Genomic DNA, 20,178 nt, shown 5'->3' with positions numbered 1-20,178 from the left:
TTTATAAGATCCTGAAACAAGTTCAGAATGACGCAGAAAAATCTGCTAATTATTGTGTTTTGCTAATCTTAAGATATCTCCAAAAACGCCTCTTGCGGTTACACTTGCTCCTGCCCCTGCCCCCTGAATTACGATGGGTTGTGCTCCGTAAGATTCCGTATAAATTTCAAAAATAGCATCAGAACCTTTTAACGAACCCAAAGGAGTACTTTCTGGGGTAGAAACTAATTTTACTTCTAAATTGCCTTTGTTTTGTGATAAATCTCCACTTAATTCACCAATATATCTTAGAACGTGATTTGGTTTTTGGTCCTCTTTTAAAGTTTGATATTCGTCATCTAATAACTCTAAATTATCTAAAAAAGCACTAACAGAATTGCCTCTTAGTTTTCCCAGAATTAGATTTTTAATTTCCACTTCTGGTAATTCATTTTCAAGATCTAGCTCTCTTGCTAAAATTAATAATTTTCTAGCAACATCATTTCCTCCTAAATCTTCACGAGGATCTGGCTCTGTAAAGCCTTTATCAATAGCTTCCTGTAATATGCTTGAAAAGGGAACATTTTTTGTAGAAAAATTGTTAAATAAATAACTTAAAGACCCCGAAAAAACACCTCTAATTTTGGTAATATTCTCTCCTGACTCATGTAATAAACGAATGGTATCAATCAAAGGTAACCCTGCACCAACATTTGTCTCATACAAATATTGTTTTTTGAATTCTTTTAACTTCGCTCTTACTTCTTTGTAAAAATCAAAAGATAATGTATTTGCAATTTTGTTACAAGAAACCAAATCAAAACCAGCTTCAATAAAAGGAATATAATTCTTAACAAAATTTATGTTCGAGGTATTATCAACTGCAATTAAATTTTCAAAATGATGTGCTTTTGCGAATGCAATAATATCTTCAACTTTTAGATTCTCTTCTCCATTGGCTAGAAGATTCTCTTTCCAATTTTTAGAAACTCCGTTTTTACTCAGTAATACTTTTTTAGAGTTTGCTATCGCAAAAACATTCAACTGAATTTTTCTTCTTTCTAAAACTGATGGTGTATTATCAATGATTTGGTCTATTAAAGTTCCACCAACTAACCCCTTCCCAAAAACTGCAATGTTTATTTTTTTGGTTACTCCAAAAACTTGACCGTGAATTACATTAACCGCTTTATGCAATTCCTCCTTTCTCACCACCAAACTCACATTTTTACCAGACACTGTGTTATTAAATAAAACAGGTACAATTTGATTTTTAATTAAGGCATTATAAGGATGATGAAACTCACTTAAATCTTGACCAATAATTGAGATTACGGCAACATCATCTACAATTGAAATTTGATTGACATCTTGCGAATAAAAATCATTTTCAAACTCTTTTTCCAAAGAAAAAACTGCTTCGTGTGCTCTTTCAGCTTCAATAATTAAACCAATTCCTCTTTCTGAAGAACCTTGAGAAATTATACTAACATTAATATTCTTATCACTCAAAGCTTTAAAAATTCGAGCGTCTACTCCTACTTTCCCTAATAAACCTCTACCTTCAAAATTTAACAAGGCAACATTATTAATTGTAGAAATAGATTTAATTCCTTTTGTAGTTGACTCTGAAGTAATTAAGGTTCCTTTATCTTCTTTGTTAAACGTATTTAAAATACGGAGATTTATATTCTTTTCTAACAAAGGAATAATCGACTTTGCATGTAAAATAGTTGCTCCAAAATTTGCTAATTCATTGGCTTCGGAAAAAGATAATTCTTCAATTTTTTTTGCATCAGCCACCAAATCTGGATTAGCAGTATAAATACCACTAACATGTGTGTAATTTTGCAACTCGTCAGCATCTAAAAAATTTGCCAATAAAGCTGCCGTATAATTACTTCCATTTCTACCTAAAGTTGTCGTTTCTCCTTTTTTATTTGAAGAAATAAAACCTGTTACAATATTTATTGCCTCCTTATTTTGTTTGTAATATGCAATGACATTTTCTTTAGAAAGAGATGAAATTGGTTGTGCGTTGCCAAAGTTTTCATCGGTAATAATTAAAGTTCTAGCATCTGTTGCATTTGCGGAAATATTTTCTTTTTCTAATAAACTAGCCAAAAGTTTAACAGATAATAATTCACCTTGAGCCAATACCTCGTCTTTTATTTTTTGACTGTAATCACCTAAGAGAGAAACCCCTTCAAAAATGGTTTCTAGTCTTGAAAATTCTTTCGAAAAATCTACAGAACTATTCGGGATTTGTTGATATTCTTTAAACGCTTCAAATTTTTTCTTATAGGCTGTTTTTTCTGCAGCTTTCATTAAAATCGATTCTAAATCGTTTGTAGAATTTCCTCTTGCAGAAGCAACTACTGTAATTTTTTCGTTATTTTTATATTTCTTTCGAATGATTTCTAGTACATTCTCTAACCCTTTCCCATTGGCTAAAGATTTTCCTCCAAACTTAACTACCTTCATTTTTTTCTTTCTATAATCTTTATTGAAGATTGGTTCGATAATTGTCTGTAATTGCTCATATTCGATTAAAAATGCGTCATGGCCATGTACAGAATTTATTTCATTATAGGTAACATTCTCTTTTGTTAATGCTAACTTTTTATGAGTTTCTCTATTTTCTTCCGCTGTAAAAAATAGATCTGAATCAACACCGATAATATGGATATCAGCTGCAATTGAATCTAAAATTTCGATTTTTTTCTCACCATTATTTGTTACATCAATTGTTTTTAATAATTGATTCATTAATTTATAGGATGACAATTGATATCTTTCTTGCAATTTATTTCCATGATGTAACAACCAACTTTCTACATTAAATATTTTTAATGCGTCATTTTTCGTTCGCTGAAAACGCTCTTTAAAAGATGCCGGAGTTCTGTAACAAAGCATGGCATGCATACGGGCATCATGTACTGGATTTTTTGAATTTACCAAAAATTGCTCTTGAATTTGACAATTAGCAATTAACCAATCTGTAGATTTCCAATCTGTTGCGACAGGGATAAAGTGTTTTGTCAATTTTGTGCTTAAAACCAACATTTCCCAGCCTATTCCTCCTCCTAAAGAACCTCCTATTAAAGCAAAAAGAGACTCAATTTTTAATTTTTGTAATCCTTTTAAAAAGAGGCGTGCAACATCTCTAGCAATAAAACTTTTATAAGCATCGATTACAAAACTATCAAAACCATTTCCAGGAATGTTAAATGCTAAAATTGTGTAAAAATTAGTATCGATTGTTTTTTCAAATCCTACAACATCTTTCCACCAACCGTTTTCACCTGCAACATCACTATTACCTGTTAATGCATGATTTACCAAAACAATGGGTGCAGTGCCTAATTTTTTACCAAACAATTGATAACTTAATTGAAGGTTATTAAATCGCGTTCCGCTTTCTGTGCTAAAATCACTAATCTTGATATGTTGCAATCGGTGTTTCAAATACTTTTTTTGTTTATTAGATTGAGCTTATTAAAATCTATTTAACTCTAATAAGCCCAATTTGATATATTATTTTATATTTCTGAAAATGCAGCTTTCAAATCCGCTTTTAAATCTTCTAAATCTTCAATACCAACAGACAATCTAATTAGGTCTTGAGAAACTCCTGCACTTTGTTGAGCTTCTGTATCTAATTGTTGATGTGTTGTGCTAGCAGGATGAATAATTAGCGATTTTGTATCACCAATATTTGCTAATAAAGAGAATACTTTTGTTTTATCTGCAATTGCCTTTGCTGCTTCAAAACCTTTTTTAGGTCCAAAAGTTACAATTCCACTTTGTCCTTTTGGTAAATATTTGTTTGCTAAAGATTTATATTTGCTACTTTCTAACCCAGGATAATTTACCCAAGCGACAGCATCTTGCTCTTCTAACCATTTTGCCAATGCCAATGCATTTGTAGAGTGTTGTTTTATTCTAACAGGTAAAGTTTCTAAACCTTGAATAATATTAAAAGCATTTGTTGGACTCAAAGCTCCTCCAAAATCACGTAATCCTTCTAAAATTAATTTAAAAGTATATGACGCAGCACCTAAAACTTCGTGGTATTTTAAACCATGGTAACCTGCAGAAGGTTCTGTAAATTCAGGAAATTTTCCATTTGCCCAATTAAAAGTTCCTGCATCTACAATGGCACCTCCTAGAGACGTTCCTTGTCCACCAATATATTTTGTAAGCGAATGAATTACAATATCAGCTCCGTGTTTTATCGGATTTAATAAAACAGGAGTTGCAACGGTATTATCAACGATAAAAGGAACTTCTGCTTTTTTTGCATACAAAGAAATTGCATCTAAATCTAACACATCTAACTTCGGGTTCCCTAAAGATTCCACAAAAAATGCTCTTGTATTATCCTGAACTGCCGCTTCAAAATTATCAGGATTTGAGGCATCAACAAACGTAGTAGTAATGCCGAATCTTGGTAATGTTACGCTCAATAAATTATAGGTCCCTCCATACAAACTACTTGAAGCAACAATATGATCTCCAGCTTTTAAAAGCGTTAATAGACCTGTAGCAATTGCAGCCGTTCCAGAAGCAAAAACAACAGCTCCAATTCCGCCTTCTAATGTCGCCAAACGCTCTTGTAAAATTTGATTTGTTGGGTTGTTTAAACGAGTATAAATAAATCCTAATTCTTTTAAAGAAAAAAGATTTGCTGCATGTTCTGAATTGTTAAAAACATACGATGTCGTTTGATAAATAGGCACTGCTCTTGTACCTCCGTTTGCAGTCACGTCATGTCCTGCGTGCAAAGCGTTAGTTGCTAATTTTAATGTACTCATTTTTCTATTTTTTTGAGTTAATAAATAAACAAAAAAGTCAAATGCACCAATTTTTAATTGATGTACTTACTAGAAAAATGTTATTAAGAAAATAGGATTTTCCAGAACAGGAAAATTCTTTTTTGTTATCTATCCAATTATAAAATAATTGAGTAGAATTTAGCACCTTCTTTATTTCTAAAGGGTTGCTAAGGCTTCATTGGGTCTAATCCCTACACCTTTCTTGATAACATTTCAATAAGTTATTGAACTTTGTGAGTGCAAATATAATGGCAGAAAAATTTAATATCCAAATAAAAACTAGTTTCTTTTTATTAAAATATTGATTTCTCAGTTTAAGCATGTTTGTTTTATTTATTCTTTAAAAACATCAATTTTAAAACCTTTAAATTGATTTATTGATGATGCTATCACAAATAATTATCATAAAAAAAGGATCCATTTTAATTTTATAGTGTACTTTTGTAATCCAATTGAGAGGAAAAATTTGAACTGATTGCAACCTCATAAAAAAAATGCTAAAGCAGTAATTATATACTTCTTTTAGCAACGACGCAATCAATTTTTATTTTTCACAGTTTTCTGTTTTTACAGAGATAGCAGTTTAAAGAAACCTCTATGTTTTGCATCTAGGAATCATTTTTTAATAAAAAAAAGAATATTATGTCATATTTATTTACCTCAGAAAGTGTTTCTGAAGGACATCCAGATAAAGTTGCAGACCAAATTTCTGATGCTTTAATTGATAACTTTTTAGCATTCGACAAAAATAGTAAAGTTGCTTGTGAGACTTTAGTTACAACGGGTCAGGTGATTTTAGCAGGTGAAGTAAAATCTAAGACGTATTTAGACGTTCAGCAAATTGCAAGAGACGTAATTAATAAAATTGGTTATACTAAAAGTGCCTACATGTTCGATGGTAATTCTTGTGGCGTTTTATCTGCAATTCACGAACAATCACCAGATATTAATCAAGGTGTAGATAAGATGAACCCAGAAGAACAAGGCGCTGGAGATCAAGGAATGATGTTTGGTTATGCTACTGATGAGACTGAAAACTATATGCCTTTGGCCTTAGAATTATCTCATCGTTTATTAAAAGAGCTAGCTGAATTACGGAGAGAAAATAAAGATATTACCTATTTACGACCAGATGCAAAATCTCAAGTAACAATAGAGTATTCTGATGATAACATTCCGCAAAGAATTGATGCAATTGTAATCTCTACGCAGCATGATGATTTTGACAAATCTGAAGAAGTAATGCTAACTAAAATCAAAAAAGAAATTGTTGAAATTTTGATTCCTAGAGTTGTTGCAAAGTTGCCTACTCATATTCAAAAATTATTTACGGATCATATTACGTATCACATAAATCCGACTGGTGTTTTTGTCATCGGAGGACCTCATGGAGATACTGGTTTAACTGGAAGAAAAATTATTGTTGATACATACGGTGGAAAAGGAGCTCATGGTGGTGGTGCTTTTTCTGGAAAAGATCCAAGTAAAGTAGATCGCTCCGGAGCTTATGCAACAAGACATATTGCTAAAAACTTAGTAGCTGCAGGACTTTGTAAAGAAGTTTTAGTGCAAGTTTCTTATGCCATTGGCGTTGCAGAACCAACAAGTATAAATGTAGATACATATCAAACATCTACCATAGATTTAACGGATGGAGAAATTAGTAAAATTGTAGAAACTATTTTTGATATGCGCCCCTATTTTATTGAACAACGTTTAAAATTAAGAACACCTATTTACTCTGATACTGCCGCTTATGGACACATGGGAAGAACTTCAGAAATAAAAATAGTTACTTTTTCTAACCCAATGGGAGAGACTGTTTCTGAAGAAGTAGAAACCTTTACTTGGGAAAAATTAGATTATGTTGACAAAGTGAAAGAAGCCTTTAAATTATAAAAAATGACTGGGAAACAATCAAGGAAAATAGAGTCTTCTGAAAATGCAGTTTTTCATTGAATTTTATTTCGTTTTTACCAATACCGTTCATCGACACTTAATGGTTATTGAATTCTCAAAAAGCCTCAATAGTCCAATGGCATAAGCAAAAGAAAAATTCTGTTCATACCTTGCGCAACTAGGATAAGAAATAACTCCTTAACCAAGTTGCTGTATGAAAAAATTTAATATTTACTTTTTAATTTCTTTTTTAATAATTTTTAGTTCTTGTATACCAAATGATGTTGATATGCAAGAACCTGAAACAGTAGAGGTTTCAGAAAATGCAATACAAGTCTTAGAAAACTTAGACATTCCAAATGGATTTAATTTTGAAACTGAAAGAGATGTAATATTAACTATTATTGATGCAACACCTTTTGTAAAATATGAAGTTTTTGCCTATTCAAGCGATTATGACTCTGAAGCTGAAAATATTTCTGAAGCACTCAAAAGTTTGTTATATGCTGGTAAACCATATAATGGCATCGTTAATCATGTGCTTAGTTTGTCTAGTGTTTATGATAAAGTATATATTTCTAGAAAAGATGGACTGGAGTATTCTTACGAAATTATAGACGTTTTAAATAATAAAATTGATTTTACGATAACGGCCAGTAAGACTGCGAATAAAACTGCTAGAGCTTATAAAGTAAGCAGCACGGGGTGTGTAGAATGTACCGAAAACGTTTTTATAAATGGTGATTTTGAAGATGGGCCTGCGCTTCCTAGAAGTTTTATCCAACCCCAGGAAAGTTTTGTTGATGGCTGGTCTACGACAGCAACTGATAATAGGATTGAGTTGTGGAAATCTGGATTTCTTGGAGTACCTGCTCTAAATGGAAGATATTTTGCAGAACTAAATGCAACACAAAACTCAGCACTGTATCAACGTATTTGTACTAGCCCTGGGGCAGAAATAAGCTGGTCGGTATGGCATCGCGGTCGGGCAGGAACCGATACCGCTGTGGTAAGAATTGGAGAAAATTTAGCTACGGCGACTATTGAAACTACAATGACCACCGGTAATACTGCCTGGGTAAAGTATTCTGGAACCTACACCGTACCCTTTGGACAAGATGACACTTATTTTATTTTTGAAGCTGTAAATACAGCTGGCAGTATAAGTGTTGGTAATTTTATTGACAATGTTGTTATTACAGAAACGCTTGCTGGTGATTGTGCAGAAGTCACTAATAAAATGTTTTATCCAAATGAATTTACAAATGCAACCATAGCGTTCGAAGACTTATGGCCATACTCCGGCGATTATGATTTTAATGATTTAGTTATTAGTTACAACATAAAAACCATTTTAAATGCAGAAAATAATGTAACGCAAGTAGATTATAATTATATAGTTGAATCTATTGGAGCAGCTTATAAAAACGGCTTTGGTTTAGAATTAGAAGGTGTTTCGCCTTCAGCAATCTCAAGTGTTACCGGATCAAATTTAACGGAAGGCATTATAACGAATAATGCGAATGGAACAGAGCAAGCACAACCAAATGCGGTGATTATATTCTTTGATAACGCCCACCTGAATGTAGGGTTACCCAATACCATATCTATTGTATTCGAGAACCCTATAACTACTGCTGCTCTAGGTAATGCTCCTTTTAATCCTTTTCTAATCGTAAACATGAATAGACTTAAAGAAGTACACTTACCTAATAAACCAACAACTTATTATCCAACAACGGTATCTATTGAAGAGGGACCAACAGTTCGAGATAGTGATGGTAATTTTAAAACACCTGAAGGTTTCCCTTGGGCTATGAATATAAATGGAAAATACAAAGCACCAAAAGAAAAAGTTATTATTACGGAGGCTTATAACTTCTTTGCTAATTGGGCAACCTCTGGAGGTACATCCTATCCAGATTGGTATCAAAATAAACGTGGATATAGGAACAATGCTAACTTAAAAAATTAAAATTCCACTTCCATAAGTTTAAAAATCTTAGATTATAATTTAATCTCAGGTTTTGTTTTAACTAATTTTTAGCATAAAGACTATTTATAACCAGAAATATTTTATCCTACTTTTCTTGATATTTATATATAAGAATAAATGTAAAAAAAATACAACTGACTATTAATCCGTATTTTCAGGAACTTACTCTAAATACATAACAGATATCTTTCCAGAATATACTCTAAAGTTGACTTTAGATAAATCGATGCTATTGAATCGCCTTGTAAACTTTTAGAGAGTGATTTTTTATTTACTATACAACTGGATAGAAACACACAAAAAAAAATTAATAATTATAACTGAAAAAACTGCTCTTTAAACATATTAACCTATTTCTAATTATAAAACACTAAATTCGTTTAGCGCTACCTTAAAAATAAACATATGAAACAGCTTTTAACATTTTTACTTCTAGTAATACTATTTTCCAGTTGTACTAATCATTCTAATAAATTGCTTGAAAGTCAATTTATATATTATGGAGGAGATATTATCACTATGAGCGGAGACGAACCCACTTACGCTGAAGCCATAGTTACGAGCGGAGATTCTATTGCATTTGTTGGTCCTCTTTCTGAAGCAAAAAAACGCTTTCCTTCTTCAAAAAAAAATAATCTAAACGGAAAAACAGTACTCCCTGGCTTTATAGATGCACATGCACATTTTGCAGGATTTCCGAGTCAATCTATTGGAGCGCAAATACTTCCACCACCGGATGCTGGGGCAAACAATATCGAATCATTAATTCAGATCTTAAAAGATTGGTCAACTCCAGAAAACATTAAATTAACAGGTTGGATTTTCGGAATGGGGTTTGATGACTCCGTATTAGAGGATAAAAGGTTTCCAACAAAAAGTGATTTAGACAAAGTTTCAACCGAATACCCTATTATGATTGTTCATATTTCCGGACATTTTTGTGTGGTAAATAGCAAAGGACTAGAATTACTAAATATCAACTCAGAGACACCCAATCCAGAAGGCGGAATTATCAGACGCATTGGGGATACCCAAGAACCCAATGGCGTATTAGAAGAATTAGCTGCAATTCCATATATGCCGGCTGTTCTCGGACCTAAAAGTGAAGAAGCATTAAAAGTATTTCTAACGGCGGGACAAAACATGGCGTTGTCTTATGGCTATACAACTGTTCAAGAAGGACGCGCAATGAAGAATTCGCATCTTTTTTTAGAGCATGCTGCCAATACTGATTTCTTGAAGCTCGACGTTGTAAGTTATATCGATTACTCAATTTCAGACTCCTTATTAACATCTGATTGGTATAGCTCTTCCTATAAAAATCATTACAGAATTGCTGGGGTTAAGCTCACTTTAGATGGATCTCCGCAAGGAAGAACAGCGTGGAGAACTAAACCTTACTTGGTGCCTCCAAAGGGTGCAAAAAAAGGATATTTAGGATATCCTGCTATTCCCTCTGACGAAGAAGTTGAAAAAATTTATGAAAAAGCTTTTCAAAATAATTGGCAAATACATACGCATGCAAATGGAGATGCTGCGATGGATCAAATGATTAGAAGCTTAAAAAAAGTGACCGATACTTACGGAAATAAAGGTAGACGAGATGTTCTTATTCATGGCCAGTATGTTCGAGAGGATCAGCTAGATGATTTTAAAGATTTAAATATCATAGCATCCCTTTTTCCATTGCATACTTTTTATTGGGGAGATTGGCATAAAGAAATTATTGGTGATAGTTTAGGTAATAAAATTAGTCCCACCAGAACAGCTTTAAATAAAGGGCTCAAAATAACAATACATACGGATGCTCCTGTGGCTTTACCAAACTTGATGCGCGTTATATGGACAGCTACAAATCGCGTTTCAAGATCAGGGAAAATTATAGGTGAAAAAGAAAGATTAACACCTTATGAAGCTCTGAAATGCATCACTGAATGGTCAGCTTACCAACATTTTGAAGAAGACCGAAAAGGTACGATCGAAGTTGGTAAACTTGCTGATTTAGTAATTTTAAATGAAAATCCTTTGAAATCTGAGCTCGATGACATCAAAGACATTTTAGTTATGGAAACCATTAAAGAAGGTGTAACCGTTTACAAAAAAGAAGAGTTCTAATTAAAAGCTTTTTTTGTTTGTAAAAACTAAAAATCAAAAAGGATTATTATTGGCAAAATATATAAAATATAGGTTGTGGAACTAGCACAAAAACATTGAATGTATTTCAACTTAAACTCCAAATAACAGTATTGAATACATATAAAACCTCTCACATTTGGGAGGTTTTTCATTTTAAACAATTCATCCTTAAAAAATAAATTACTTCAACGTAAACTGCATAGAAACAAGGAAGTGGTTCAACTATTTTTTAGATTTATTTAGAGCAATTTGTTTATCAAATGCTTTGGAAAGTGTGTTATATTTGCACATCGAATATGATTTTTAATATAAAATATTGCATCTCAACTAGATCTTTTTAATATTTCATTTTATACTTGAATTGATATAAATTTTTCATGAATCAAACACTTCTATCTTCTCCGCTTCAAGGATTTACAGATTATAAATTTAGAAATGCCTTCAATCATTTTTTTGGTGGAATAGACACATTTTATTCCCCGTATATTAGACTAAATGGAAAATTAATTATTAAGAACTCTTATAAAAATGATATTCTTCCGGAAAATAATACGGAATTAGAAGTAATTCCTCAAATTATTACGAATGATGTTGATGAATTTTTATTCGTTTCTAAATATGTTCAAGAATTAGGCTACAAAGAATTGAATTGGAATTTAGGTTGCCCATACCCTATGGTTACAAAACGAGGAATGGGATCTGGTTTAATTGCTGATACTGAAAAGATAAATACCATTCTTCATAAAATTCATAACGAATCTGACATCCTGGTCTCCATGAAAATGAGAATGGGTTATGATACTCCCGAAGAAATTTTAGATGTTTTACCAATTTTAGATACTTATCCTTTAAAAAATATTGCAATTCACGCAAGAATTGGCAAGCAATTGTATAAAGGAGGCACTAATTTAGAAGCGTTTCAAAAATGTTTAGACAATAGTAAACATAAAATGTACTATAATGGGGATATTACTTCTGTTACTGCTTTTAAAAAACTAAAAGAACGCTTTAATTCTATAGATCACTGGATGATTGGAAGAGGTTTAATTGCAGATCCATTTTTGCCGAACATGATTAAGAATGATACAACTGAATATCCAAGAAATAGATTTGAAATATTTCATGAATTTCACGATCGAATTTTTGAAGAATATGATGCTGCGCTCTCTGGACCGACACCCATTAAAATGAAAATGCTTGGTTTTTGGGAATACTTTTCTAGAAGTTTTTCAAATCCGCAGAAAACTTATAAAAAGATTAAAAAAGCAAGTAATGCCAAAGCATACTCAATCGCTGTAAAAGAAATTATTAAAGAAGCTAAAAATAATTAATTTACTTCAATTTAAATTGCATTTCTACCGGTAAATGATCTGATGCTTGTTCAAACTGATTTAGTACTTTTCCTGAAATATATTCAATAGAATTTTTTGTGTAGAAAATATAATCTATTCTTTCAAAAGGATTTTTTGTATCGAAAGTATTCCCGAGATTATTCATATCAAAAGCAGCATTTCCAACGCCTTTCATTGCAAACATTTTTTGAATAACCGCATCTTTATCTCTGGCTCTAGAATTAAAATCCCCTAATAAAATTGTTGGGTAATCATTTTTATATTTATTAAATATAGCCAAAACTTCTTCAAATTGGTTCACTCTAGTCGCTTTATCAAAAGCCTCTAAATGAATGTTGATTAAAACCACTTCTTGGCCGTTTAAAACTACTTTTACAACTTGCGCTAAACGCTCTAAATAGAAAGCATTTCTATAAAAAGGTTCACTTTCTACTCTTTGTAAAACAATTCTCTGATGTTCTTTTAAAGGATATTTGCTGATAATCGATTGCCCAGAAACGACTTTGCCAAAATGCATCTTTATGGGCCAATAAGGAAAAGGTAAATAACGCTCATCCCAATTAACAACTCTTGCAGCATAATTAAATCCTAAAGCTGCTATTTCAGTTTCTTGGTTTACATTATAAGAACGACTAGCATTATAATCTATTTCTTGAAAAGCGATAATATCTGGATTTACGTTTTTAGTTTCTAGTAGAACCTTATTCATATTATTATCAAATAACTGCTTTGGTTTTTCGATAGCTCTGTTATTAGTCATTCCACTTAAATACCCAATATTGTATGTTACAATACTAAAAATAGTGTCGTTTTCTGGTTTTACTTTATTTTCTAATTCAGAAACCACTTTGTATTCTGTACTATTTAAAGTGGAAGATGAAGCCCAAAAAAAGAACGCAATAAAGGCTATTATAATTATTACTAAAAAGCGGAGAAAATATTTTACAAATTGTTTCATAGGTTCATTTTTGGATTACTTTGAAGTTTCTCGTGCTCCTTTTCGCACTGCAGCCGCATTTTTGATCTACTTCATAATATGGTTTAAATTTAATCATTTTTTCTCAGAAAATACTCTATTTTAAAAGTTGTTGATGGAAATCTAAAATCCAGATATCCCTGTCAGGTAATTTAATAATTTATATGTGCAATCTATGTTTAAAGGATTGCACAATCACCCCAAACTGTACTTTTAAAATAAACGTTTACCAAACGTAAGTAAAACAAAATCTCCACAACCAATGATTACGGTATTATTAGCATCAGATAACATTTTAGCTAAACCTGATAAAAAGCTTTCATTAATTGCAGAGTTACATGCTATCAAGCCTTAAGATCAAAATTATAAAGTGTTAAATACTTCTTAATTTGGATTATAAGCTTAAACCTTTTAAAAATTTCAAGGTCAAAGAAATATACCTAAAAAGTTAATTAAACATTTATATCATGAGAAAAATAGCAAGCATTTTAATTTTAGCAATCGCTTTTACTTTAACAGTAGAAGCGCAAAAAAAAAGAGGAAAGCACCAGCAAAAATTAACCATTGAGCAGCATACAGATTTAGCTCTTAAAAGAATGACATTGTCTTTGGATTTATCCGAAAAGCAACAAAACCAAATAAAACCTTTAATACATAAACAAGCGGAAAATAAAAAAGCGGAAATATTAAAAAGAAAGGAACTTAGAACTGCCAAAAAGAGACCTTCTTCAGATGAAGTTTACACTATGAAAAGTAAGCTATTAGACAATCAAATTGCCTTTAAAAACAAAATGAAAGACATCTTAAATAAAAACCAATTTGAGAAGTTTGAGGAAATGAAAAAAGAAAAAAAAATGAAAGGAATGAAAATGATGAAAAAAAGAAGGATGGCCAAAAAAGATTTTAATGACTAGTTTGGATTGATACGTTTTCGCAAAAATCCGGTTTCTTAATTTGAAATCGGATTTTTATTTTATGTTTAATTTTGCGTTAGCGATTGCAATGACATCCTTTTATGAAGGTTGAATAAAAGATATAATGAAAAGCGCGACCTTGTGTAACGCCCAAATATTATTCTTTAAACCAACCAGAGTATTTTACATAATTATTGGCAATTCTATCTATTTCACCAGAAATTAATTCTTGGGAAATATCTTTCACTTTTTTAGCAGGAACACCTGCATAAATACTACCACTCTCTACTCTTGTATTCTTGGTAACTACTGCTCCCGCCGCAATTATTGAGTTAGACTCTATGACACAATCGTCCATAATAATTGAACCCATGCCTATTAGAACATTATCGTGAATTGTACAACCATGCACAATTGCATTGTGCCCGATTGAAACATTATTACCAATAGTTGTAGGCGATTTCTGATAAGTTGCATGGATTACTGCACCATCTTGAATGTTAACCTTATTTCCGATTTTTATATAGTGTACATCTCCTCTAAGAACTGCATTAAACCAAATGCTACACTCTTTTCCAAGAGAAACTTCACCCACAATAGTCGCATTTTCTGCAACATAACAATCTTCTGGTATTTGGGGATGTTTTCCGTTTACAGATTTAACAATAAGCATATTTTTATAATTTAAAAATGGTTTTTTTAAAAAAAATTTATTTAAAAGAATTCTCAGGTAATACTTTAGTTCGTCTTTAAAACCTGATTTATAGAAATTATATTAGTTTTTAAATTGTTAACCTGCTTTAGTTCAGAAACTGAAAGACTGAATTTTCTGGCAATAGAATATAAAGTGTCTCCTTTTTTTACCTTGTAGTATTTCGTAGCAGAAACTTTTGTTTCCTCTTTATTTCTTTTAGGCTCTTTATATTTAAAACCCTTTCTTTTCTGCTGATCAAACTCATGTAGTTTATAATCCTCGATAATTTTTATCAGTTTGTTTGGGTATTTTTTATCTGTCGCATAACCCGCTTTTTTTAATCCCTTTGCCCACTTCTTATAATCCTTAGCTCCATAATTAAATAAGAAAGCGTATCGTTTTCTTTTCGTTAAAAATGCAGAATGATCATCGTAAGAAGTCTCTACATATTGGTATTTTCTAAAACATTCTCCTTTTTCATCATCATCATGATACACACGTTCTCCGTTCCATCCAGTATGACATTTAATTCCAAAATGATTGTTAGATTTTAATGCTAGTTCACTTCTTCCTCTACCAGATTCTAAAATTCCTTGTGCTAAGGTTATGCTTGCCGGAATTTTATTTTTATGCATTTCCTTTACGGCAATTGGCGCATATTTTCCAATATAAGCTAGCGTATGTTTATTTAATTTTGGGTTTTTCTTAACTAACTTTTTAATCAATTCTTTTTGATTTACAGAAGGCGCCTTTTTAGGCTTGGATTCTTGTAAAACTACACCCGCATTCTTCTTTTTATGAGTTGTTTTTTTGCTAGCTCCGCAACTTGATAAAATCACTATACATACGCAGTAAAATAGAACCTTTAATCTCATAAAACGTTAATTAATTCCTGATTTTTATTTTCTAATTGATGATTAATTCCCTGAATTCCTTGAATTCCTCCTGTATGAATTGCTAAAATTTTAGTCCCTTCGCTAAACATATCTTTTTTAACTAAATCTAAAATTCCAAATAACATTTTACCTGTATAAATAGGATCTAGTAAAATACCTGTTTCTGCTGTAAAGTTATTAATAAAAGTTATTAATTCCTCATCATATTTTGCATACCCCCCAAAATGGTAGGCTTTCTGTAAACTCCAGTTTTTCTTTCTGCCTACATATTTTTTGATTTCTTCTGATAAAAAATTACCTTTTAAAGCAGGGAATCCTATTATTTTTTGATTTTTTTTAGATGCATTTATCAAACCAGAAATCGTTCCTCCTGTTCCTACAGCTGAACAAATATAATTAAATTCTGAATCTTCTTTATTTAAAATTTCTTCACAACCATCAACTGCCAAACAATTTGTTCCACCTTCAGGAATTACGTAAAAGTCGCCCCATTTATTTTTCATCTTTTCAACAAAGCCAAATGATAATTTTTGTCTGTATTGTTCTCTAGAGACAAACTGAAATTTCATTCCATTCTTATGAGCTTCTCTTAAGGTAGCATTTTCTTCTAAAGTTTGTTCAAGTTTTTTCCCTAATTCATCACCTCTAATAATTCCAAAAGTTTTAAACCCTGCTATTTTACCTGCCACTGCTGTTGCTACGATATGATTAGAAAACGCACCACCATAAGTAAATAGTGCTTTCTTCTTAAGTTTCTTCGCTTCTTGTAAGTTGTATTTTAATTTTCTAAATTTATTCCCTGAAACATAAGGGTGAATTAAATCTTCTCGTTTTATAAAGAGTTCTACCTTCTTTTCTTCCAAAACTGGGAGAAAAACTTGTTGATTTTTGGATTCTACTGCTGAGTTGAAATTCATTGTTTATCATTCCTGTTTAGACAGAAATTTATAATTTAATTATTTTAGTTGACTCCCCTAAAAATTCTGTAAAGAAGAATTTACGCAAGTTATGAGAAATTAGAAACTTCCGCTTCCACCTTTTCCCAATCTTCCATTAAAGAGTCTAATTTTGTTTTTTTTGCTTTGTATTTTTCAAAGAAGTTGGGTCTAGAGGAAACTTCATCATAATTCTGGGCTAATTCTAAATCTATCTTTTCAATTTCTCCTTCTAAATTTGCAATTTCCGTTTCTATTTTAGAGATTTTGTTTTTTAATTTTTTCAACTCTTTTTCTTGCTCTCTAGACATTTGATAATCTTCTTTTTTAGTTGAAGTTTTATCTACTTTTACGACCGTCCTTTTTTCTGCTTCTCTAAGATTTTCAATTTTATGTTGTTCTAAGAAATAATCAATATCTCCTAAATATTCTTTAATCACTTTATCCTTAAAACCATAAACACTTGATGTTAATCCTTGTAAGAAATCTCTATCGTGAGACACCAATATTAACGTTCCATTAAAACTTTTTAAAGCTTCTTTTAAAACAGTTTTTGAGGCTATATCTAAATGGTTTGTTGGCTCATCCATGATTAACACATTAAAAGGTGCTAATAATAGCTTACACAATGCTAACCTATTTCTCTCTCCTCCGGAAAGTACTTTTGCCTTTTTATCAACTGCATCACCTCCAAATAAGAAAGAACCTAGCATATCTCTAACGCGCATTCTGTTTCCATCCGTTGCAGCGTCTTCCATTATTTCTAAAACTGTTTTTTCTGGTGGTAAATGTTCAGATTGATTTTGAGCAAAATAGCCAACTTCTACGTTATGGCCGAGTTTAAGAATCCCTCCAAACGGAATTTCACCAACCATCATTTTTGCTAATGTTGATTTTCCTTGTCCGTTTTGACCGACAAAAGCAATTTTACTATTTCGTTCTATTAATAAATCTACATCTTCTAAAACGTGTTTATCACCATAACTTTTGCTTAAATTTTCTGCTTCAACAATAATTTTTCCTGGCTCTTTAGAAATTGCAAAACGAACATTCATTGCCTGATTATCGTCTTGATCTACTTCAATTAATTCAACCTTATCTAGTTGCTTCATTAAAGATTGTGCCATTGAAGCTTTACTCGCTTTTGCTTTAAACTTATTTATTAAGTGTTGTTTTTGCTTTATTTCTTTCTCTTGATTTTTTTGAGCTTGTAACTGCTTTTCTTTAATTTCTCCTCTTAATAATAAAAATTGAGAATAGGGTTTTTTATAATCGTAAATTTGACCTAGAGAGATTTCTATTGTTCTATTGGTTACATTATCTAAAAACATTTTATCATGAGAAACCAAAACAATAGCGCCTGAATATCCTTTTAAAAAGTTTTCTAACCAAATAATAGATTCAATATCTAAATGGTTTGTTGGCTCATCTAATAATAAAATATCATTATTCTGTAACAGTAGTTTTGCCAATTCAATACGCATTCTCCATCCACCTGAAAAAGTATCAGTCAACTTATCAAAATCTTCTCTTTGAAAACCTAAACCTTGTAGAATTTTTTCGGTATCTCCTTGATAATTATAACCTCCAAGAAGTTCATAACGCTCGGTTAAATCTGTTAAATCATGAATTAGCTGCGTATAACCTTCACTTTCGTAATCTGTTCTAATCGCTAATTGTTCATTAATTTCATCGAGTTTTGATTCGATTTCTTTGATTTCTTCGAAGGCTTGGTATGCTTCTTCTAAAATTGTTCTTCCTTCCACAAAATCGATGTCTTGTCGTAAGAAACCAATTTGCACATCTTTATCAAAGGCCATAGTACCACTACTTTCTATATCTTTAGAAAGTACTTTTAAAAGGGTAGATTTTCCTGCTCCATTTTTTCCAATAAGACCAATTCTATCCCCTTTATTTAATTTGAAAGTAATTCCTGAAAATAATTCAGTTCCCATAAAGGAAACTGTTAAGTTGTGTACGTTTAACATTAATTTTACCTAAATTTATAGTTTGCAAAACTAACTAAAAAAATACAGTTTTTCATGTTTAAAAAAGGGACAAAATTTTATAGTATTTTAAAAGGAAAATGCCCTAAATGTCAGGAAGGTTACTTCTTTAAAAATCGTTGTACTTTTAACTTAACAAAGGTTACTGAATTATATGAGAATTGCCCTAAATGTAATTTAAAATACATGTTAGAACCTTCTTTTTATTATGGAGCGATGTATGTAAATTATGGTATTACAGTAGCAGTTTCTATTGTTACTTTTTTAATTGCTAAACTAGGTTTTAATTTAAATTTGCTGCAATCTTTATTTACAGTTTTTGGATCTCTTTTTATTTTAGCACCTATAAATTTAAGATTGGCCCGAATTATTTGGATAAATATGTTTGTCAATTATGAAAAATAAAGTTTGTAACTTTTAAATAATTTTAAACTACATTTATTTTTTTTCAAATCGTTTGATATCAGTTTCTGGATCTAATTTCCCTTCATTTTCTAGGTGATTAAACAATTGTTTGGCTACTGTTGGCGATATGATAACCCCACGCGTTCCCAAACCGTTTAAAACCGCTAAATTGTTAAACTGTGGATGTACCCCAACCATAGGTCTTCTGTCTTTTACTGCAGGACGAATCCCCGCGGCTTGGTCTACAATTGTATAAGGCACGGAAAGTACCTTTTTAAGTTTTGCAACCAATTCTTCCTTTCCTTCTATTGAAGGGATGGAGGTTTTATCTGCGTGGTTAAAGGTAGCACCAACTTTATACTGGTGATGACCTATTGGCATAACAAACAAGGTTGATTTTACAAGAAAATCAATTTCTAATTCTGGCGCATGGATTGTAATAGTTTCTCCTTTTACTTCCTCTAATGGTAAATGATTAAAGTAGGGATTCTCTTTCAACCCAAACCCCTCTGCAAATACAATTTTATGCACTTCTATGTCTTGATATTGAATAGTCTGATCCTTAAATTTTATGTTATTATGATTGAAATTCTCAAATCGAATCCAATTATTTTCTTTTAAATATTCCCTATAGGTTTCGACTAATTTTTGGGTATCTATTCTACCTCCTTCCTTAACATTTCCAAATTGATGATTTCCTAAAACTCCATTATATGTTTGATTGTCTAATTTCGAGTCTAAATACGGAGCTACTTTAGGTTTGTCAAATGCCGAAAACCAATTATTCTGATCTTCAATAGATTTAAAAGCTTTTTTAATAACAAATTTTTGATCGAATTCTTGATCGAATTTTTTTTCTAATCGTTCATAAAAAGGAAGTGCTAAGGCTAATTGTTCTTTTACATTCCAAACTGGTGAGTATCTTTTTAAAATAACAGGATTATATACTCCTCCAGCCACTAAAGAAGAGGTTTGTGAATTGTCTTCGAAAACCAAAAAACTCTTGTTTGCCTCAATTAACTCCTCAATAAATGCCAAACCTGCTAGCCCTAAGCCAACAACTATATAATCTAACTTCATCATTCAAAAATACTTCTTTTAAATAAAAAAAACGTTCCAAAATTTGGAACGCTTTTCAATACCTGTTTTGAA

At 31.4% G+C, this 20,178-nt stretch carries 15 protein-coding genes and 1 riboswitch; of the genes, 6 read left to right on the top strand and 9 right to left on the bottom strand.

All coding sequences use genetic code 11. The annotated features are described in order from the left end of the window. Positions 1-45: 45 nt before the first annotated feature. Positions 46-3,447 carry a bifunctional aspartate kinase/homoserine dehydrogenase I gene (thrA, locus tag ATE90_RS01570; RefSeq protein WP_101450647.1) on the bottom strand — a complete coding sequence of 1,134 codons (3,402 nt, stop codon included), beginning with the start codon at positions 3,445-3,447 and terminating at the stop codon, positions 46-48. A 74-nt stretch (positions 3,448-3,521) separates the two neighbouring features. Continuing rightward, positions 3,522-4,796 (bottom strand): O-acetylhomoserine aminocarboxypropyltransferase/cysteine synthase family protein, encoded by a 1,275-nt coding sequence (locus ATE90_RS01565; RefSeq protein WP_036783122.1) that lies wholly within the window; start codon positions 4,794-4,796, stop codon positions 3,522-3,524. 122 nt (positions 4,797-4,918) lie between these two features. Beyond that, positions 4,919-5,029, bottom strand: a riboswitch (SAM riboswitch). A 430-nt stretch (positions 5,030-5,459) separates the two neighbouring features. Between ATE90_RS01565 and metK the strand changes: the two genes are divergently transcribed. The 4 genes from metK to ATE90_RS01545 all read left to right on the top strand — a co-directional run bounded on the left by metK (position 5,460) and on the right by ATE90_RS01545 (position 12,179). Next, positions 5,460-6,716, top strand: coding sequence for a methionine adenosyltransferase (gene metK, locus ATE90_RS01560; RefSeq protein ID WP_091955120.1), 1,257 nt, complete (start codon positions 5,460-5,462; stop codon positions 6,714-6,716). A gap of 214 nt (positions 6,717-6,930) precedes the next feature. Beyond that, on the top strand, positions 6,931-8,691 hold the full coding sequence (locus ATE90_RS01555; protein ID WP_052107477.1) for an LruC domain-containing protein: 1,761 nt from the start codon (positions 6,931-6,933) through the stop codon (positions 8,689-8,691). Positions 8,692-9,117: 426 nt separating this feature from the next. Beyond that, positions 9,118-10,827 (top strand): amidohydrolase, encoded by a 1,710-nt coding sequence (locus tag ATE90_RS01550; RefSeq protein WP_101450645.1) that lies wholly within the window; start codon positions 9,118-9,120, stop codon positions 10,825-10,827. A 398-nt stretch (positions 10,828-11,225) separates the two neighbouring features. After that, positions 11,226-12,179, top strand: a complete 954-nt coding sequence (locus tag ATE90_RS01545; protein WP_036783115.1) for a tRNA dihydrouridine synthase — start codon at positions 11,226-11,228, stop codon at positions 12,177-12,179. Between the two features lies 1 nt (position 12,180). Here ATE90_RS01545 and ATE90_RS01540 read toward each other — a convergent pair whose 3' ends face one another. Then, positions 12,181-13,158 (bottom strand): endonuclease/exonuclease/phosphatase family protein, encoded by a 978-nt coding sequence (locus tag ATE90_RS01540; RefSeq protein ID WP_036783113.1) that lies wholly within the window; start codon positions 13,156-13,158, stop codon positions 12,181-12,183. A gap of 231 nt (positions 13,159-13,389) precedes the next feature. Then, a complete protein-coding gene (locus tag ATE90_RS13765) occupies positions 13,390-13,524 on the bottom strand; it encodes a hypothetical protein (RefSeq protein WP_297799441.1) in 135 nt (44 codons plus the stop codon). A gap of 119 nt (positions 13,525-13,643) precedes the next feature. Between ATE90_RS13765 and ATE90_RS01535 the strand changes: the two genes are divergently transcribed. Beyond that, positions 13,644-14,090, top strand: a complete 447-nt coding sequence (locus tag ATE90_RS01535) for a hypothetical protein (RefSeq protein WP_036783110.1) — start codon at positions 13,644-13,646, stop codon at positions 14,088-14,090. Between the two features lie 157 nt (positions 14,091-14,247). Here ATE90_RS01535 and ATE90_RS01530 read toward each other — a convergent pair whose 3' ends face one another. The 4 genes from ATE90_RS01530 to ATE90_RS01515 form a co-directional block, all read right to left on the bottom strand. After that, positions 14,248-14,763: a gamma carbonic anhydrase family protein gene (locus ATE90_RS01530; protein ID WP_091955136.1), complete on the bottom strand. Its 516-nt coding sequence runs from the start codon at positions 14,761-14,763 to the stop codon at positions 14,248-14,250. Positions 14,764-14,828: 65 nt separating this feature from the next. Beyond that, positions 14,829-15,623, bottom strand: a complete 795-nt coding sequence (locus tag ATE90_RS01525) for a glucosaminidase domain-containing protein (RefSeq protein ID WP_366132817.1) — start codon at positions 15,621-15,623, stop codon at positions 14,829-14,831. Between the two features lie 32 nt (positions 15,624-15,655). Then, on the bottom strand, positions 15,656-16,597 hold the full coding sequence (locus ATE90_RS01520) for a 1-aminocyclopropane-1-carboxylate deaminase/D-cysteine desulfhydrase (protein ID WP_036783101.1): 942 nt from the start codon (positions 16,595-16,597) through the stop codon (positions 15,656-15,658). 89 nt (positions 16,598-16,686) lie between these two features. Further along, positions 16,687-18,603, bottom strand: a complete 1,917-nt coding sequence (locus ATE90_RS01515; protein WP_036783099.1) for an ABC-F family ATP-binding cassette domain-containing protein — start codon at positions 18,601-18,603, stop codon at positions 16,687-16,689. A gap of 54 nt (positions 18,604-18,657) precedes the next feature. On the opposite strand from ATE90_RS01515, the gene ATE90_RS01510 reads away from it, so the two are divergent. Continuing rightward, entirely contained in the window at positions 18,658-19,026 is a 369-nt protein-coding gene (locus ATE90_RS01510) for a DUF983 domain-containing protein (RefSeq protein WP_036783097.1), read from the top strand. 33 nt (positions 19,027-19,059) lie between these two features. Here ATE90_RS01510 and ATE90_RS01505 read toward each other — a convergent pair whose 3' ends face one another. Beyond that, positions 19,060-20,109 (bottom strand): NAD(P)/FAD-dependent oxidoreductase, encoded by a 1,050-nt coding sequence (locus tag ATE90_RS01505; protein WP_366132814.1) that lies wholly within the window; start codon positions 20,107-20,109, stop codon positions 19,060-19,062. Positions 20,110-20,178 lie beyond the last annotated feature (69 nt).

It is taken from the genome of Polaribacter sp. Hel1_33_96, from assembly GCF_002846595.1.
GTDB lineage: Bacteria > Bacteroidota > Bacteroidia > Flavobacteriales > Flavobacteriaceae > Polaribacter.
This window is presented reverse-complemented; position numbering and strand designations above follow the sequence as displayed.

Excerpts from the sequence above, each read along its gene's own strand:
- ATE90_RS01565 (WP_036783122.1), bottom strand. The coding sequence starts at position 4,796 with ATGAGTACATTAAAATTAGCAACTAACGCTTTGCACGCAGGACATGAC.
- metK (WP_091955120.1), top strand. The coding sequence starts at position 5,460 with ATGTCATATTTATTTACCTCAGAAAGTGTTTCTGAAGGACATCCAGAT.
- ATE90_RS01555 (WP_052107477.1), top strand. The coding sequence starts at position 6,931 with ATGAAAAAATTTAATATTTACTTTTTAATTTCTTTTTTAATAATTTTT.
- ATE90_RS01550 (WP_101450645.1), top strand. The coding sequence starts at position 9,118 with ATGAAACAGCTTTTAACATTTTTACTTCTAGTAATACTATTTTCCAGT.
- ATE90_RS01545 (WP_036783115.1), top strand. The coding sequence starts at position 11,226 with ATGAATCAAACACTTCTATCTTCTCCGCTTCAAGGATTTACAGATTAT.
- ATE90_RS01540 (WP_036783113.1), bottom strand. The coding sequence starts at position 13,158 with ATGAAACAATTTGTAAAATATTTTCTCCGCTTTTTAGTAATAATTATA.
- ATE90_RS01535 (WP_036783110.1), top strand. The coding sequence starts at position 13,644 with ATGAGAAAAATAGCAAGCATTTTAATTTTAGCAATCGCTTTTACTTTA.
- ATE90_RS01530 (WP_091955136.1), bottom strand. The coding sequence starts at position 14,763 with ATGCTTATTGTTAAATCTGTAAACGGAAAACATCCCCAAATACCAGAA.
- ATE90_RS01520 (WP_036783101.1), bottom strand. The coding sequence starts at position 16,597 with ATGAATTTCAACTCAGCAGTAGAATCCAAAAATCAACAAGTTTTTCTC.
- ATE90_RS01515 (WP_036783099.1), bottom strand. The coding sequence starts at position 18,603 with ATGTTAAACGTACACAACTTAACAGTTTCCTTTATGGGAACTGAATTA.
- ATE90_RS01510 (WP_036783097.1), top strand. The coding sequence starts at position 18,658 with ATGTTTAAAAAAGGGACAAAATTTTATAGTATTTTAAAAGGAAAATGC.
- ATE90_RS01505 (WP_366132814.1), bottom strand. The coding sequence starts at position 20,109 with ATGATGAAGTTAGATTATATAGTTGTTGGCTTAGGGCTAGCAGGTTTG.